Below are 16,244 nucleotides of genomic sequence, written 5' to 3'. Positions count from 1 at the left end.
ACCTCTCACAACTGCGTGATCGACTTTGGCTATTACGAAATAGCTTACACCAATCAAAACGGAATTCCACTTGCGGCGCAAGATCTTGATTATCCCATGGAATTCATCAGGTTTTGCGAAAATGGCGCGACATATTGACCGGGGTGGAGCCGTTGCCCGCAAGCCTGTTTTTCAGCGCTTGTGCCCAAGTCGCAGGCAACATTACAGCTGAATGACGGCGGTGTGCCACGGCACACAGTCCGATCCAGGCATTATGGCAAGGGCAGGCGCGGCACCATGTATGGCACCAAACTCAACCTCGGACGGCGGCAATTCCTGAAGATCCTCGGCGCGGGGGCGGCGTCGGTCACGGCGACGGCGATGGGGCTTTCGACGGCCGAGGCGCAGGTCGCGGCCGCGGTCCGGCCCTACAAGCTGCTGCGCTCGAAAGAGACGCGCAACAACTGCACCTATTGCTCGGTCGGCTGCGGGATCTTGATGTATTCGATGGGCGACGGCGCGCGGAACGCCAAGCCGCGCATCTTCCATATCGAGGGAGACCCCGACCACCCGGTCAGCCGTGGCTCGCTCTGCCCCAAGGGGGCCGGGCTGCTCGACATGATCCATTCGAAGAACCGGCTGCTGTATCCCGAATACCGCGCGCCGGGGTCCAGCGAATGGAAGCGGATCGGCTGGGACGAGGCGGTCAAGCGCATCGCGCGCCTGCTGAAGGACGACCGCGACGCCAATTTCATCGCCAAAAACGACAAGGGCCAGACGGTGAACCGCTGGCTCAGCTCAGGGATGCTGGCATCGTCGGCGGCGTCGAACGAAACCGGCATCCTCGACTTCAAGTTCGCCCGGTCGCTCGGTATGCTCGGGCTCGACTGTCAGGCGCGGCTTTGCCATGCGCCGACGGTTTCGGCGCTGGCGCCTTCGTTCGGGCGCGGCGCGATGACCAACCACTGGGTCGACATAAAGAACGCCAACGTGGTCATGGTCATGGGCGGCAACCCGGCCGAGGCGCATCCCGTCGGCTTCAAATGGGTGATCGAGGCCAAGATCAAGAACAAGGCCAAGGTGATCGTCGTCGATCCGCGGTTCAACCGGACGGCCTCGGTCGCGGACATCTTCTCGCCGATCCGGGCCGGGTCTGATACCGCCTTCCTGATGGGGGTGGTGCGCTACCTGCTGGAAACCGGGCAGATCCAGCATGATTACGTGCGCGCCTACACCAATGCGCCGCTGATCGTGCGGGCGGATTACAGCTTCGACGAGGGGCTGTTCTCGGGCTTCGACGCGCAGACCGGCAATTACGACAAGACGAGCTGGACCTACGAACGCGACGCCGATGGCAACGCGCTGCGCGATCCGTCGATGAGCCATCCGCGCTCGGTCCTGCAGCTGCTGAAGAAACATGTGGACCGCTACACCCCCGAGGTGGTCGAGGAAATCACCGGCGTCAAACAGGCCGAGTTCCTGCGCATCGCCGGGATCATCGGCTCCTGCGCGGCGAAGGACAAGACGCTGACCTGGCTTTACGCGCTTGGCTGGACGCACCACACGGGCGGCGCGCAGATCATCCGCGGCGCGGCGATGATCCAGCTTCTGCTGGGCAATATCGGCATGGCGGGCGGCGGCGTGAACGCGCTGCGCGGGCATTCCAACATTCAGGGCTATACCGACCTCGGCCTGCTGTCGACGCGGATCCCCGGCTACATGAACCTGCCGACGGACAAGCAGCAGACGCTGGCGCAATACCTTGAGGAAACCACCCCCAGGGCGATGCAGCCGGGTCAGGTCAACTACTGGTCGAACACGCCCAAGTTCTTCGTCTCGCTGCAAAAGAACCTGTTCGGCAAACATGCGACGAGGGAAAACGACTGGGCCTACGATCTCTTGCCGAAATGGGACCGCAGCTACGACATGCTGGCCTATTTCGACCTGATGTATCAGGGCAAGGTCAACGGCTACATCGCGCAGGGCTTCAACCCGCTGGCCGCGATGCCGGACAAGAACAAGACCTCCAAGGCGCTGTCGAAGCTGAAATTCCTCGTCATCATCGACCCGCTGGTGACCGAGACCTCGAACTTCTGGCGCAACGAGGGCGCGTTCAACGACGTCCCCACCGAAGAGATCATGACCGAGGTGTTCCGCCTGCCCTCGAACTGCTTTGCCGAGGAAAACGGGGCCATCGTCAATTCCGGCCGTTGGCTGCAATGGCACTATGCCGGGCAGGAACCGCCCGGAGAGGCACGGCACGATCCGCGGATCCTTGGCGAGATCATGATGGAGATCCGCCGGCTTTACGAAACCGAAGGCGGCGCCTGCCCGGAACAGGTCCTGCACATGACCTGGGACCACGACACCTATCACGATCCCCATTCGCCCGAACCCGAGGAAATGGCGCGCGAGGCGAATGGCTATGCGCTTGAGGATGTCTATGACGACACCGGCAAGCAGATCCTGAAGAAGGGCCAGCTGCTTGACAGTTTCGCGCAGCTGCGCGACGACGGCACCACGGCCAGCTATTGCTGGGTGTTCACCGGGTCGTGGACCGAAAAGGGCAACCAGATGGCCAACCGGGACAACACCGACACCGGCCTTGGCAACACGCCGGGCTGGGCCTGGGCGTGGCCCGCGAACCGGCGCATCCTCTATAACCGCGCCTCGATGGACGAGATGGGCAACCCGTGGGATCCGAAGCGCCAGATCCTGCACTGGGACGGCGAGAAATGGACGGGCGCGGATGTGCCGGACTTCCCGGCGACCCTGCCGCCCGGCAGCCCCGCCCAGCCCTTCATCATGCTGCCCGAAGGCGTGGGCCGGCTGTTTTCGGAAAAGGGCATGGTGGACGGCCCCTTCCCCGAACATTACGAGCCGATCGAAAGCCCGATCGCGGGCAATCCGCTGCATGATCAGGTCGTCCACAACCCGACGACCCGGCTGTTCCGCGACGATGCCGAACGCATGGGCACCCGCGCGGACTACCCCTATGTCGCGACGACCTATTCCGTGACGGAACTGTTCCGCCACTGGACCAAGCACAGCCATCTGAACGCCATGCTGCAACCCGAACAGTTCATCGAGATCGGCGAAAAGCTCGCCGCCGACAAGGGCATCGCGCATGGCGACACGGTCAAGGTAACGACGAAGCGCGGCTACATCACGGCGAAGGCCGTGGTGACCAAGCGGATGCGCACGCTCAACGTCGCCGGGCAGGAGGTGCAGCAGATCGGCATTCCCTGCCACTGGGGCTTCGAGGGGGAAACGAAGAAGGGCTACCTTGCCAATACGCTGTCGCCCGGCGTGGGCGATGCGAATTCGCAGACGCCGGAATTCAAGGCCTTCCTCGTCAACCTCGAGAAACTGGAAGGAGCGTCGGCATGAATTCGCAAAACATCATCCGGCGGTCCGCCACATCCTCGCTGACCCCCGCGCCGCAGATCCGCGACCATCAGGTCGAGGTCGCCAAGCTGATCGACGTGACCACCTGCATCGGCTGCAAGGCCTGTCAGGTTGCCTGCAACGAATGGAACGACCTGCGCGGCGAGGTGGAAACCAACGTCGGTGTCTACGACAACCCGCGCGACCTGCACCCCGATACCTGGACGCTCATGCGCTTCACCGAGCATGAGACCGAGGACAACGGCCTCGAATGGCTGATCCGCAAGGACGGCTGCATGCATTGCGAGGATCCGGGCTGCCTCAAGGCCTGCCCGGCGCCCGGCGCGATCGTGCAATATGCGAATGGCGTGGTGGATTTCCAGTCCGACAACTGCATCGGCTGCGGCTATTGCGTGGCGGGTTGCCCCTTCGACGTGCCCCGCATCTCGAAGAAGGACAACAAGGCCTACAAATGCACGCTCTGCTCGGACCGTCTGGCGGTCGGGCAGGAACCGGCCTGCGCCAAGACCTGCCCGACCGGGGCGATCGCCTTCGGCTCGAAGGAGGACATGAAGGAACTCGCCGCGACGCGCGTGGCCGAATTGCAGGAACGCGGCTATGACAACGCCGGTCTGTATGACCCGGCGGGCGTCGGCGGCACCCATGTGATGTATGTGCTGCATCACGCCGACGAGCCGGGCCTTTACGCCGGGCTGCCGAAGGATCCGAAGATCTCGGCCGTGGTCGAGGGATGGAAGGATCTGCTCAAGCCCGCCGCCGCCGTCGCGGGCGCCGTGGCCGTGGGCGCGATGGCCGCGCATTTCATCGGCGTCGGCCCCAACACCACCGACGACGACCACCCCGACGGCCGTTCCGGCCTGCGCCCCGAGGACGAAACCGACACGACCGAGGCGGGCAAGGTCACCAACCTGCCCCGCCACGCGGCCGAATGAGGGAGAGAGCGAATGGCCCATAAACAGGACCAGATCCTGCGCACGAAATTCACCGAGCGGCTCTGCCACTGGTCGATCGTCGTGTGCTTCTTCCTCGCCGCGACCTCGGGGATCTCGTGGTTCTTCCCGACCTTCTCGTGGATGTCGAACTTCCTCGGCACGCCGCAGATGGCCCGCGCGCTGCACCCGTTCCTGGGCATCGCGGTGTTTGTCGGGCTTTGCTATATGTTCAAGCGCTTCGTCCATCACAACATGCCGGTGCGGTCGGATTCCATCTGGTTCCGCAATGTCAAAAGCGTGCTGCTGGCCGATCACTCGAAAAAGCTGCGGATCGGCAAGTACAACGCCGGGCAGAAGATCCTGTTCTGGCTGATCATGTCCTCGATCGTGGTGCTGCTGCTGTCCGGGCTGGTCATGTGGCGCGCCTATTTCGCCGAATTCTTCCCGATCTGGATGCTGCGCCTCGCGATCCTTGCGCATTCCGTCGCCGGGATCGGGCTGATCCTGCTGATCATGGGGCATATCTATCTGGCGATCTGGGTGCGCGGTTCGATCACCGGGATGGTGACGGGCTATGTCTCGAAATCCTGGGCGCGGCAGCACCATGACCGTTGGGCCGAGGAACTGAAGGCCAAGGAAAGCGAGAAGGCATGACGACCATCCCGGCGCTGCGCCCCGCCCCCGAAGGCAGCCATTTCGACCCGCTGCTGCGGCCGGATCTGGGCGGGCTTTATGCCGCGCGCGCGGATCGCCTGCGCCATCTGGCCGAGGGGCATGAACTTGCGGGCTATCTGCGCCTTGCGGCCGATGTGGCGCAGGCGCAGGCGGATTGCCTCGGGCCTGTCGCGGGCGAAGATCGCGTCGATCCGCTCGCCATCGCCGGTGCGGGGCACTGGATCGCGCATCTCGACCGGATCGTGGCCGAGGTGGCGCCGAAAGCCCCCGAAACCGCCCGCGAACATTTCTCCGCGCTTGCCGCGATGGACAGGGCGGATCGGCTGGCCGCCGGCAAGGCGCTGGCCGAGGGCCGGTTCGCCGATGTCGATCCCGCGCTTGCGCCGATCTTCTGGGCCGCCCTTTCGGTCGAGGTGGCGATGGTCGCGCGCGCGATCCCCCTGCCCGACCTTGGCACGCAGGAGTCCACGACCTGCCCGGTCTGCGGCACCGCCCCCGTCGCCAGTGTGATCCACATCAGCCCCCGGCAGGGCTTTCGCTATCTGCATTGTCCGCTGTGCGAATGCGAATGGCACATGGTGCGGGCCAAGTGTTCCAACTGCGGCGACGCCAAGACGCTGGACTATCTGAGCTTCGACACCGCCGATGCCACCGTCCGGGCCGAGGCCTGCGGCGCCTGCGGCGGCTATCTCAAGGTCGTCTCGCAGGAACGCGATCCTGCGGCCGAAGTGGTGGCGGACGATCTTGCGACGCTGGCGCTCGACGATGCCTCGGTGGCCGAGGGGTATGGCCGCAGCGGCTTCAACCCCTTCGCATTGCCGGGTTAGCGCCAAAGGCCGGACGGCCCTGTCATGAGAAATACCATAGGCACAAGACCAGCCACAAAAACGCGGCAGCGGCCCCGCGCAGCAGCATCGGCGCAAGATAGGACTGCCGGCCCCGGTTGACGGCGATGCAGATGGCAATGGTGCCGGACATTGCCACCCAACCTCCCCCGATGACGAAAGCCGCCCGGCAGAGAATCGACAACAACTGGTCCATCAACGAAAACTCCCGATCCCGGCGCATCAGGACGGAATGTTCCGGCCACCGGGACCGGCATCCTGCGCCGGAACCACCCCGACCCGAATGCCGCCGCGGAAGACCAGCCCCACCTTGAGCGCCCCCCGAAAGGGCGCGTCAAGGGCGTCCGCAAGGACATCTTCCCGGAAATCCGGTTGACAGCACAGGGGAGCGCGACCGTTACACCGAACGCTATTACTGTACGGCACAGTACAACACCGCAACGGGATAGCGAACCCGGATCATGTTCCGCGATACCGCGGAATGATCGATTCCCGGCGAAAACGACACTCCCTGCCGATGTGTTCGGCAACTGGGCGGCTGGCGGAAGATCACGGGCGTCCTGCTCAGGCCCGGAACGGCCGATTCCGCGCCGGGCATCCGGCGCGGGACGCAGGCCCCGGATTCGCCCCAGCGGCGGCTTTCGGCGCCACAATCCGAACCCTATCCTGCCTGAACACACCGCAAAACCCGACCGAGCCACGCCCGGTTGTTGCAGCAGTCGGCATGCCATGTTAGGAGCGGCTGTCCCCTCGTGTTTTCGCAGCGCTGCCATGAAAACCCGGGTCCGGTGGATGCCGGCTCGGCACCGAAGGAAACGGACATGCCGCGTTAGCTCAGCTGGTAGAGCAGCGCTCTTGTAAAGCGAAGGTCGTGGGTTCGATCCCCTCACGCGGCACCAATGTCTTTCCTCCGTGAAGGTCATCACTGTCCGGATCGGTGAAGGACTGCCGCCGTCCCCCTCGTGCCGCAATCCATCCCCTCCGCCGCAGGTCCCGAAACCGGCCTCCGACAAGCTGTGAAAAGGCAGAGCGGGCGAACCATTCCATTCAAGGCCCTGTGAAATGGAACGATTTCTCCTTATCTGTCTGCGTCTTAAGCGGCGTTCTTCATTCGCCCTTCCATGCCCGCCCATCGGCAAATCCCTTGAACCGCGCGGTGAAACGCCGCCACCGCGCACAATTCCGCGCCGACATTCTTATGCGGTTGCCCGTGCGGCGGCGGCTGCGTATCCTCCCGGTGCTGAACGGAGGATTCGATGAAATACGCAGCCATCTCGCTCGCCCTGCTGCTGGCCGGTTGCGGTTCAGGCAATGCGCTCGACGCGCTTTACGCGCAGCGCGCGGCGGCGCAATGCAGCCAGCAGGGCCTGACACAGGACAGCCCCGGCTGGCAGGCCTGCTACGAACCCGCCTTCGCCAAGGCCCGCGACGTCCGCTGAGCCCCTTTCGGCCGGTTTCCGCCCCTGCCCCGCTTGCCCCTTGATCCGGGGAGCGTTTGATGTATATTCCCCAACGTTAGCGATATCACCCTGCGCAGGCCATGCCTGCCCATATCGCTCCCCCACAGTTATTGGAGAGACAGGAATGCATGTGAAGAATGCCGTGTTGACGTTCGTCGCGATGGGCGGATTTGCTGTCCCCGTGTTGTTCCAATCCCAGCCGACCGGCGGCGTGCCCGCAACTCCCGCGGTGCAAAGCGCCAACACCGATACGCCGGACGACCGCAAGGCCGGCGACAAGGCCTGAACTCCTTTTCGCAGATCCTTTTCAGGGGCCCGGTTCCGTCGGGCCCCTTTCGTTTGCGCCGCGCCGCGTCAGAGCCCGATGACCGAGATCAGCCGCCCGTAATCCGCCTCCCCGCGATGGGTGGCGCGGCGATAGGAATAGAAGCGGTCGGGATCCGAATAGGTGCAGCGGCCGATCCATTCGGCCTCGCCCACGCCCGCTTCACGCAGACGATGGAGGCCGAAGGACGGCAGGTCGAACATCGGCCGGCCGTTCGGCCCGCCCGAGAAGAAGCGCCCGTAGGCATCATCCTCCATCAGGAAGGTCTGCATGAAATCCTCGCCGACCTCATAGGCGCGCTGCGAGATGCAGGGGCCGATGACGGCGGTGATCCGGCCGCGCGCGGCGCCAAGCCCCTCCATCGCGTCGAGGGTCGCCTCCAGCACGCCGTTCAGCGCGCCCTTCCAGCCGGCATGGGCGGCGCCGATCACGCCCGCCTCGCGGTCGGCGAACAGCACCGGCTGGCAATCCGCCGTCAGCACCGTCAACAACAGGCCGGGCGTCGCCGTGACCAGCGCATCCACGGCGGGCAGCGCGGCAGGCACGGCGTCGATCACCGCGACATCGGCGGAATGGGTCTGGTTCATGCCCACCATCGCCTCGGGCGCGACATGCATCGCAGTCGCCACGCGGGTCCGGTTCAGCATCACGATCTCGCGCTGGTCCGAGGATCCGTGGCCGCAGTTCAGCCCCTGGAATATGCCCGAGGAGGCCCCGCCCTTCCGCGTGAAGAACCCGTGCGAAACACCGGAAAGCGCAGGTGATTTCAGAATTTCGAGTGTGGTCGCCATCGTCTCGTATCAAACCTTCGCCGCGTCGAATCCCGGTGGGAGGGTGGCCTGCCGTGGATGGATCGCCAGCGTCCGGAACAACTGTCCCATTTCCGCCGGGTGGGTCAAGCGCCGATGCGCCGCGACGTGATTTTCCAGCGCCGCACCGGCCAATCCTTGCGCAAGTGCCTGCGCGCGCGCCGTGATGCCCAGCCGTTCCAGCAGCACGCCCTGCGGCACCAGCGCGCTGACCGCCGCGCCCTGCGCGCGCGCGGCGCGGGCCAGCAGCTCGAAGGCGACATGGGCGGTCAGATCGGCCTCACCGGGCGCGGCGAAGGGATCGCAGGGCCGATGATCCTTCAGCGCCTGAAAGGTATCGCCAAGGCTGCGCCAGTCGCCGTAATCGACGAAGATCGCCGCCCCGCCGTGCCGCGCGATCCGGCCCGCGATCGCCGCGACGATCGGTTCAGCGGCGGGACAGGTCTCAACGATATCCCCCTCGCGCGTGTCGTTCAGCCGCTCCTGCAACGGCGCGAAGGGCACCGGCGGCGCAAGTCCGGGCGCCAGCCTGTGGTCCGCCAGCCCCACCTGCCGTTCGGCCCACATCGCGCCGCGGCGTTCGAACTGGCGGATCGGCAGGGCGTCGAAGAATTCGTTGGCGACGAGGAAAAGCGGCATTTCGGGCAGCGTCTCGACCGTATCGTGCCAGCTTGTGGCATGACCGCGCAGCCGGTCGCGCTGCACCGCGCGCAGGGTGGACGAGGCCTCGACCAGATGCACCTGCGCCGCCCCGGTCATGCCCGGCACGGCGCGCATCGCGCGCAGCATGTCGGCCATCAGCGTGCCGCGCCCCGGACCGCATTCCGCCAGCGCGAAGGGCGCGGGGCGCCCCTGATCCAGCCAGACCTGCGCGAGGCAGAGGCCCAGCATCTCGCCGAACATCTGGCTGATTTCCGGCGCGGTGATGAAATCCCCGGCCCGTCCGAACGGGTCGCGCGTCGCGTAATAGCCGTGGTCCGGGTGCAGCAGGCATTCCGCCATGTAGTGGTCGAGCCGCATCGGCCCTTCGAGCGCGATCCGCCGCGCGAGGATATCGCCAAGCGCCGTCACGCGCGCCGTGCCCTCAGCACGAGGATCAGCCCCGCAAGGATCATCGGCAAGGACAGGATCTGCCCCATCGTCAGCCCATAGTCCCCGAATTGCAGCGCGTAGCCCAGCGGATTGCCCGGCCCCTGAAACTGCGCATCGGGCTGGCGGAAGAATTCCACGAAGCCGCGCGCAAGCCCGTAGCCGATCAGGAACACGCCGAAGACCGTGCCGGGGCGGCGCAGCGCCCCCGCCCCCCAGACCAGCGCCACCAGAATGGCACCAAGGAGCAGCCCCTCCAGCCCCGCCTCATACAGCTGCGAGGGATGGCGCGCGCAGATGCCATCCACCTGCCCGGCGATGCCTTCGCAATATTGCGCGGCCTCGACCGGGAAGATCACGCCCCATGGCACATCGGTCGGACGGCCCCAGAGTTCGGGCTTGATGAAATTCGCGATCCGCCCGAGCAGCAGCCCGATCGGCGTGACCAGCGCCGCCGCGTCGCCCACGCTGAGGATCGGCAGCCGGTGGCGCAGGCAGAAGGCGACGATCGCCACCACCGTGCCGAGGAAGCCGCCGTGGAACGACATTCCCCCCTGCCAGACCTTGAGGATCTCAAGCGGATGGGTCAGGTAATAGCCCGGCTCGTAGAACAGCACGAAACCGAGCCGCCCGCCCAGCACCACCCCCGCCACGACCCATGTCAGCAGGTCCTCGACCTGCTTGGGCTGCATCGGCGGGGTGCCGCCCCAGAGTGCCGGGCGCTTCATCAGCCGCGTGATGATCAGCCAGCCCGCGACCAGCCCGCCGATATAGGCCAGCGCATACCAGCGGATCGGCAGGCCCAGCCCCGGAATGACGAAGGCATTGGGGTCGATCTCGGGGAAGGCGATGGCCATGATATGCTCCGGCAGGTTGCGGCGGCAGGAAGCATGGCCCGCGCGGCCAAGTCAACCTTGTGTCTGCACCCGCCTCCGCCCATATAGGGCAAAACCCCGTGACCCAGAGGATCCACGATGAGCGCCCAGAACAAGTTCTTCGACGAGATGTCCAAGCTGATGACCAATGCCATGGGCGTCGCGCAAGGCGCGCGGACCGAGGCGGAGACGGCGATGAAAAGCTGGATGGACCGCTGGCTCGCCGAGCGCGATTTCGTCACGCGCGAGGAATTCGACGCAGTGAAGGCGATGGCACAGAAGGCGCGCGAGGAGAACGAGGCACTGAAGGTGCGGCTCGATGCGCTGGAGGCGAAGGCTTCGGCGGAAGCTCCGAAGGTCTGAGCCTTGTGGGGGCGGAGTGAGGGGGCCAGCCCCCTCGCGGCTGAAGCCGCTCACCCCCGGGATATTTATGGAAAGATGAATGGCAGAAGGGGCGTCTGTCGAGGATGCCCTGAAGCGGATTGGACGCAACGGTTTTGACCGGATGCAGCGGGGTCCGGGCGGCGCGCGGTTTTCGGTCGTGCGGCATCATGGGACCGGGTTCCGGGCGTGGGTTTGCTAGCTGCGCGCCCAAACGAGGGCGTGGCGCAGGACGTCATCGACGCCCTCGACCATCGCGGGGCTTTGCGGCAGGCGGTGGGCGAGGACATCCTCGATCCGCGCCCATTGCGCCGCCATCGCGTCGTCGGCGGCCAGAGGCTCGCCCGCGCGCCAGTGGCAGCCCACCGCGACCAGGTGATAGTGGAAGGCGACCTTGCCCGCGGCATCGCGGCTGAGCGCGTCGAGGCTGGTCAGCACCGGCCCCGGATCGGCGAGAAGGCCGGTTTCCTCATGCAGTTCGCGCAGGGCGGCCTCGAAGATCGTTTCGCCCCATTCGACCTTGCCGCCCGGAAAGCCCCATGTTCCGGCGGCGGGCGGGTGGCGGCGCTGGACGAGCGCCACCTCGTCGCCGCGGATCGTCACGGCCAGAACCCCGAGGCGCGGAATGTTCATGGCGCGATCCTCGTTTCGCCGATCAGGGCGCCGTCGGCGCGGTAGACCAGCACCCGGTCGTCTTGCGTCAGCACCACGATCCGGTCGCCTGCGAAGCTGAGACTGCGGGCGGTGGCGCCTTTGGGCAACTGGATGGCTTCGGGCAGCGCCGGCAGCACCGGCGCCCCCGGCAGGCGGGTGACAAGCAGCCAGATGATCGCTACAAGCCCGAGGATCATCGTGACGGCCAGCGCCGTCACCAGCAATTTCAGGAACCGGAGCAGCGGCACCGGAACCTCAGCCGGATCGGAAGGCGTCATGTCGGATATCCTTCGCATCGAAATCGGGGACCCCCCCGCCGACCGCCTTGATAAGGCCTTGGCGGCCCTTGTGCCAGAGGAAGCGGCGCTGTCGCGGTCGCGTCTGGCGAAGCTGATCGCCGAGGGGGCGGTGACGAAGGACGGCACCCCGGTGACCGACCAGAAGGCCAAGGTGGCGGAGGGCGAGGTCTACGAGATCGCCCTTGAGGCGCCGCGCCCGGTCGAGACGCAGGCGCAGGACATCCCCCTGACCGTGGTGTGGGAGGATGCCGACCTGATCGTCATCGACAAGCCCGCGGGGCTGGTGGTGCATCCCGCGCCCGGCTCGCCCGAGGGGACGCTGGTCAATGCGCTGTTGCATCATTTCGGCGGCAACCTGTCGGGCATCGGCGGCGAGGCGCGGCCGGGGATCGTCCACCGCATCGACAAGGATACCTCGGGCCTGCTGGTCGTGGCGAAATCCGACCGGGCGCATCACGGGCTGGCCGCGCAGTTCGAGAAGCACAGCGTCCACCGCCACTATCTGGCCGTGGTGCATGGCACGCCCGATGCCGCCGATCCGCGCCTGCGCGGCACGCGCGGCGTCAGTTTCGAGGCCGGAAACGTGCTGAAGATCACCTCGCAGTTGGCGCGCCACAAGACCGACCGGCAGCGGCAGGCGGTGATCTTCGAGGGTGGCCGCCACGCCGTCACCCGCGCCCGCGTGGTCGAGGATTTCGCCGGCGCCGCCGCGCTGGTCGATTGCTGGCTGGAAACCGGGCGCACGCATCAGATCCGCGCCCATATGGCCCATGCCGGCCACGGGCTGATCGGCGATCCGACCTATGGCGGCCGGCGCCGGCTGCCCGCCAAGGTGGTGGGCGAGGCGGCGGCCGAGGCGGCCGCCCTGTTTCCACGTCAGGCGCTGCATGCCGCGACGCTGGGATTCGTCCATCCGGTCAGCGGTGAGACGCTCAGCTTCTCCTCACCGCTGCCGGCGGATATCGAGGCGCTTCTGGCCGTTCTGCGGGCCGGCGCGGGCGGAAATACGAGCGCGAAAAAGTAAACAACACCGTTCACTTTTATGTAATAGGCGCTAGACAGGGAACGGAACCCCCTGCATCCTGCGTTATGAATCCGAGAGTGTGATCATCCCCCACGCCTTGAAACCCGCCAGCGGCAGTCCCAGATCCGGGAGTCCGCCGGCCGGAACGGGAGAAAGAAAGGGACATATGACGAGTTATGCAAACCTGCCCGCGCCCAGCCCAGAACAGGGCCTGAACCGCTACATGCAGGAAATCCGCAAGTTTCCGCTTCTGGAACCGGAAGAGGAATACATGCTGGCCAAACGCTGGGTCGACCACGAAGATCCCGAAGCGGCGCATAAGCTTGTCACCTCGCACCTGCGGCTCGCCGCGAAGATCGCCATGGGCTATCGCGGCTACGGCCTGCCGCAGGCCGAGGTGATTTCCGAGGCGAACGTGGGCCTGATGCAGGCGGTCAAGCGCTTCGATCCGGAAAAGGGCTTCCGGCTGGCGACCTATGCTATGTGGTGGATCCGCGCCGCGATCCAGGAATACATCCTGCGGTCCTGGTCGCTGGTGAAGCTGGGCACCACCTCGGCGCAGAAGAAGTTGTTCTTCAACCTGCGCAAGGCCAAGTCGAAGATCGGCGCCTATGAGGACGGCGACCTGCGCCCCGATGCGGTAAAGAAGATCGCCCATGATCTGAACGTCACCGAGACCGAGGTGATCGAGATGAACCGGCGCCTGTCGGGGGGCGATGCCTCGCTCAACGCGCAGGTGGGGTCTGGCGAAGGCGACAGCGCCGCGCAGTGGCAGGACTGGCTGGAAGATCAGGATGCCGATCAGGCCGGCGCCTATGCCGAGGCGGACGAGCTTGAGGCCCGCCGTGCCATGCTGACCGCCGCGATGGACGTGCTGAACGAACGCGAACGGGACATCCTGATGGAACGCCGCCTGCGCGACGAACCCGTCACGCTGGAAGAGCTTTCGACGAAATACGACGTGTCGCGCGAACGCATCCGCCAGATCGAGGTGCGCGCCTTTGAAAAGCTGCAAAACCGGATGCGCGTTCTGGCGAAGGACAAGGGGATGGCGATCCCCGCCTGACGACGCCGGACAGAAAGCCCGACAGAAAGACGAAGGCCGCCCACCGGGCGGCCTTTTCACTGGATCGGATCACCGCCACCCGGCGGACCGTCCGGGGCGCGTTCCTCTTCCTCGGCCAGATCTCCGGGGATCACATAGGACCCGTTCAGCCATTTCGCCAGATCGATATCCGCGCAGCGTTTGGAACAGAACGGGCGGTATTTCGGATCGGTTTCCTTGTGACAGATCGGACAGCTCATTCCCGTCCCTCCAGCAGCGCGCGCAGGGCGACCCGGTCGCGCTTGCGCACCAGTTCGAACATGCCAAGCGGGGTCCAGCCGGCAAGGCTGGTTTCCGCGGCCTCGCCCTTGAAGGCGGTGCGCAGCTGCTGTTCCAGCGTGGCGCGGTCCTTCTTGGGCATCGGGGCGAAGTCGATGACCACCTGCCCGCCCAGACCCCGCAACCGCAACTGCCGCGGCAGATCACGGGCGGCGGCGATATTCGCCTTGAGCGACGCGGCGGGCGAGGTATCGGCCCCGGTGTTCACATCGACGGCGATCAGCGCGCGGGTCGGCTCGATCATCATGTGACCGCCGCCCGGCAAGCCGACACGCGGCGACAGCAGCTCGTCCACCGCCTCCGGCACGCCATGGTCGGCGAAGCCTTCCGTCACCTCGTCCGGGGCGGGATCGGCCCATTCGCGCCAGGCTTCCTCATGCGGGCTGGCCGCATCGACCAGCAGCTCGGGCCCGCCCTCGGCATCAGCCAGCACCGCTTCGGCCAGCGCGCGCAGCGCGGCCACATCCTCGACGATCTCGCCATCCTCCGCGCCCTCGCAGGCGGAGCGCAGGATCAGCCCCAGATCGGAGCCTTCCAGCACCACCTGCGCCAGCGCCTGAAAATCGGCGCGCAGATCCTCGTCCCGGATGCGGCGCGAGACATTGATCCCCGGCGCGCCCGGCGTGACGATGCCGTAGCGCCCCTTGAACAGCAGCCGCAGCGAGACCGGCAGCGCCTTGCCCGGCTCGGTCCCGCCCGTCACCTGACAGACCACCGACTGACCGGGGGAAAGCCCCTTGGCGTCGCGCAGAAAGCCCTTCTCGTCGCCCGGAAGCTGGACGAATACGCCGCCCTGCCCTTTCATCTGCCGGTCCACGCGGCCGCGGCAGATGGCGCCGGGCGCCAGCGTCATGACATCGGAACTGTCGACCAGCAGGTCTTCCAGCCGCCCGTCGACCATCAGCGCGGCGGCTTCCAGCCCGCGCAATTCGCCAAGGATCACGATCCGGCCCTTCATGCCGAAACCCCCGCCGCGCGCAACAGCACCGCGGTTTCCGCCAGCGGCAGGCCGACGACCCCGGTGAAGGAACCCTGTATCCACGGGATGAACGCCCCGGCCCGGCCCTGAATCGCATAGCCGCCGGCCTTGCCCTCCCACTCGCGCGAGGCGAGGTAGGCGTTGACCTCTTCGTTCGACAGGGGACGGAATTTCACGATCGTATCGACCAGTCTTTCGCGCAGGCCGGATGCCGTGCGCACCGCGACCGCCGTCAGCACATGATGGCGTCGCCCGGACAGAAGCCACAGGAATTCCGCCGCTTCCTTCTCATCGACGGGCTTGCCGAGGATACGGCGCCCGCAGGCCACCGTCGTATCGGCGCACAGGACCACCTCATCCGCCGCGCAGTCCAGCACGGACGCCTTTTCCCGCGCCATCCGCGCCACGTAATCGCGCGCGACCTCCCCCTTCACCGGCGTTTCGTCGATGTCGGGCGCCCGCACCGCGTCGGGCGTCAACCCCAGCTGCGCGATCAGTTCCCGCCGCCGGGGGCTTGCGGACCCCAGAACCAGCTTCACTTGAAGCGATAGTTGATGCGGCCCTTGCTCAGGTCATAGGTGTTCATTTCCACCTGCACCTTGTCGCCGGCCAGAACGCGGATGCGGTTCTTCCGCATCTTTCCTGCCATATGCGCGATGATCTCATGGCCGTTCTCGAGCTCGACCCGGAATGTCGCATTCGGCAGGAGTTCCTTCACGACGCCGGGGAATTCGAGCATTTCTTCCTTGGCCATGGTCACTCCTGAATATGCACCCGCAGAAAGTCACGGGCGCGGCTCATATGCGCTGCGGGGCGGTAAAATTCAAGCGATATGTCAAGTTACGCAGGGGTTTTCCGGCGCAATCGTGATCCGTCGCCGCCCCGGGCCGGTATTGGCAGGCCTGACGGCGGCGTTCCTGCATATCGGACAGGCGCCCGGAACCGGCTCCTCATCGACGACCGCGCAGGATATCGGCCCCGCTCCGGCACGGACGCCAGATGCGTTCCGAACGATCAAAAGACGGGATTGGCTGGGGCGGTAGGACATTAATCCAACTTTTTCTAAGCCCATAAAATCACGCATCTAATTGACTATCAAGGCATTTCCGACCTAAAAGTGTTCCGG

19 protein-coding genes and 1 tRNA gene are annotated in these 16,244 nt (G+C 65.8%); 10 read left to right on the top strand and 10 right to left on the bottom strand.

All coding sequences use genetic code 11. The annotated features are described in order from the left end of the window. The first annotated feature begins 276 nt into the window (after window positions 1–276). From fdnG to fdhE, 4 genes are read left to right on the top strand one after another with little or no spacing between them, the layout of a single operon-like run. Window positions 277–3,369: a formate dehydrogenase-N subunit alpha gene (fdnG, locus tag D2T30_RS09975; RefSeq protein WP_128208750.1), complete on the top strand. Its 3,093-nt coding sequence runs from the start codon at window positions 277–279 to the stop codon at window positions 3,367–3,369. Beyond that, on the top strand, window positions 3,366–4,319 hold the full coding sequence (gene fdxH / locus D2T30_RS09970; protein ID WP_128208749.1) for a formate dehydrogenase subunit beta: 954 nt from the start codon (window positions 3,366–3,368) through the stop codon (window positions 4,317–4,319). The genes fdnG and fdxH overlap by 4 nt, the downstream gene beginning before the upstream one ends. A 12-nt stretch (window positions 4,320–4,331) precedes the next feature. Then, a complete protein-coding gene (locus D2T30_RS09965; protein WP_128208748.1) occupies window positions 4,332–4,973 on the top strand; it encodes a formate dehydrogenase subunit gamma in 642 nt (213 codons plus the stop codon). Further along, window positions 4,970–5,821 carry a formate dehydrogenase accessory protein FdhE gene (gene fdhE, locus D2T30_RS09960; RefSeq protein WP_128208747.1) on the top strand — a complete coding sequence of 284 codons (852 nt, stop codon included), beginning with the start codon at window positions 4,970–4,972 and terminating at the stop codon, window positions 5,819–5,821. The genes D2T30_RS09965 and fdhE overlap by 4 nt, the downstream gene beginning before the upstream one ends. 22 nt (window positions 5,822–5,843) lie before the next feature. On the opposite strand, the gene D2T30_RS09955 is transcribed toward fdhE, so the two are convergent. Further along, a complete protein-coding gene (locus D2T30_RS09955; protein WP_128208746.1) occupies window positions 5,844–6,035 on the bottom strand; it encodes a hypothetical protein in 192 nt (63 codons plus the stop codon). Between the two features lie 627 nt (window positions 6,036–6,662). On the opposite strand from D2T30_RS09955, the gene D2T30_RS09950 reads away from it, so the two are divergent. The 3 genes from D2T30_RS09950 (at window position 6,663) to D2T30_RS23055 (ending at window position 7,585) form a co-directional block, all read left to right on the top strand. Next, window positions 6,663–6,738 (top strand) — tRNA-Thr (locus D2T30_RS09950). Window positions 6,739–7,095: 357 nt separating this feature from the next. Beyond that, window positions 7,096–7,278, top strand: coding sequence for a hypothetical protein (locus tag D2T30_RS09945; RefSeq protein WP_128208745.1), 183 nt, complete (start codon window positions 7,096–7,098; stop codon window positions 7,276–7,278). Window positions 7,279–7,423: 145 nt separating this feature from the next. After that, window positions 7,424–7,585 carry a hypothetical protein gene (locus tag D2T30_RS23055; protein ID WP_164884273.1) on the top strand — a complete coding sequence of 54 codons (162 nt, stop codon included), beginning with the start codon at window positions 7,424–7,426 and terminating at the stop codon, window positions 7,583–7,585. A 68-nt stretch (window positions 7,586–7,653) separates the two neighbouring features. On the opposite strand, the gene pgeF is transcribed toward D2T30_RS23055, so the two are convergent. The 3 genes from pgeF to lgt are packed head-to-tail and all read right to left on the bottom strand — an operon-like array spanning window position 7,654 to window position 10,382. Beyond that, complete coding sequence (pgeF, locus tag D2T30_RS09940; protein WP_128208744.1) at window positions 7,654–8,415, bottom strand: peptidoglycan editing factor PgeF; 762 nt, start codon at window positions 8,413–8,415, stop codon at window positions 7,654–7,656. A 9-nt stretch (window positions 8,416–8,424) separates the two neighbouring features. Then, on the bottom strand, window positions 8,425–9,504 hold the full coding sequence (locus tag D2T30_RS09935; RefSeq protein WP_128208743.1) for a class I SAM-dependent methyltransferase: 1,080 nt from the start codon (window positions 9,502–9,504) through the stop codon (window positions 8,425–8,427). Further along, a complete protein-coding gene (gene lgt / locus D2T30_RS09930; RefSeq protein ID WP_380728290.1) occupies window positions 9,501–10,382 on the bottom strand; it encodes a prolipoprotein diacylglyceryl transferase in 882 nt (293 codons plus the stop codon). The genes D2T30_RS09935 and lgt overlap by 4 nt, the downstream gene beginning before the upstream one ends. A 114-nt stretch (window positions 10,383–10,496) precedes the next feature. Here lgt and D2T30_RS09925 point away from each other — a divergent pair, with 114 nt between their 5' ends. After that, window positions 10,497–10,760, top strand: coding sequence for an accessory factor UbiK family protein (locus tag D2T30_RS09925; RefSeq protein ID WP_128208741.1), 264 nt, complete (start codon window positions 10,497–10,499; stop codon window positions 10,758–10,760). A 216-nt stretch (window positions 10,761–10,976) separates the two neighbouring features. Here D2T30_RS09925 and D2T30_RS09920 read toward each other — a convergent pair whose 3' ends face one another. Next, window positions 10,977–11,411 carry an NUDIX hydrolase gene (locus D2T30_RS09920; RefSeq protein ID WP_128208740.1) on the bottom strand — a complete coding sequence of 145 codons (435 nt, stop codon included), beginning with the start codon at window positions 11,409–11,411 and terminating at the stop codon, window positions 10,977–10,979. Further along, complete coding sequence (locus tag D2T30_RS09915; RefSeq protein WP_164884272.1) at window positions 11,408–11,710, bottom strand: DUF6476 family protein; 303 nt, start codon at window positions 11,708–11,710, stop codon at window positions 11,408–11,410. Before D2T30_RS09915 ends, D2T30_RS09920 begins: the two co-directional genes overlap by 4 nt. On the opposite strand from D2T30_RS09915, the gene D2T30_RS09910 reads away from it, so the two are divergent. Next, the gene (locus D2T30_RS09910) at window positions 11,709–12,755 is read left to right on the top strand and encodes an RluA family pseudouridine synthase (protein ID WP_128208739.1); all 1,047 of its coding nucleotides are present in this window, start codon (window positions 11,709–11,711) and stop codon (window positions 12,753–12,755) included. The genes D2T30_RS09915 and D2T30_RS09910 overlap by 2 nt on opposite strands. 166 nt (window positions 12,756–12,921) lie before the next feature. Then, on the top strand, window positions 12,922–13,821 hold the full coding sequence (gene rpoH, locus D2T30_RS09905) for an RNA polymerase sigma factor RpoH (RefSeq protein WP_128186573.1): 900 nt from the start codon (window positions 12,922–12,924) through the stop codon (window positions 13,819–13,821). Window positions 13,822–13,877: 56 nt separating this feature from the next. Here rpoH and D2T30_RS09900 read toward each other — a convergent pair whose 3' ends face one another. The 4 genes from D2T30_RS09900 to infA are packed head-to-tail and all read right to left on the bottom strand — an operon-like array spanning window position 13,878 to window position 15,872. Continuing rightward, window positions 13,878–14,060 (bottom strand): DNA gyrase inhibitor YacG, encoded by a 183-nt coding sequence (locus tag D2T30_RS09900; protein ID WP_128186575.1) that lies wholly within the window; start codon window positions 14,058–14,060, stop codon window positions 13,878–13,880. Further along, window positions 14,057–15,097 (bottom strand): ribonuclease E/G, encoded by a 1,041-nt coding sequence (locus tag D2T30_RS09895; protein WP_128208738.1) that lies wholly within the window; start codon window positions 15,095–15,097, stop codon window positions 14,057–14,059. Before D2T30_RS09895 ends, D2T30_RS09900 begins: the two co-directional genes overlap by 4 nt. Continuing rightward, a complete protein-coding gene (locus tag D2T30_RS09890) occupies window positions 15,094–15,657 on the bottom strand; it encodes a Maf family protein (protein ID WP_128208737.1) in 564 nt (187 codons plus the stop codon). Before D2T30_RS09890 ends, D2T30_RS09895 begins: the two co-directional genes overlap by 4 nt. Continuing rightward, entirely contained in the window at window positions 15,654–15,872 is a 219-nt protein-coding gene (gene infA / locus D2T30_RS09885) for a translation initiation factor IF-1 (RefSeq protein ID WP_036636451.1), read from the bottom strand. Before infA ends, D2T30_RS09890 begins: the two co-directional genes overlap by 4 nt. Between the last annotated feature and the right edge of the window lie 372 nt (window positions 15,873–16,244).

This window comes from Paenirhodobacter populi, assembly GCF_004022215.1.
Classification (GTDB): domain Bacteria; phylum Pseudomonadota; class Alphaproteobacteria; order Rhodobacterales; family Rhodobacteraceae; genus Rhodobacter; species Rhodobacter populi.
The sequence above is the reverse complement of the archived record's forward strand: the minus strand, read 5'-3'. Positions and strand labels throughout refer to the sequence as shown.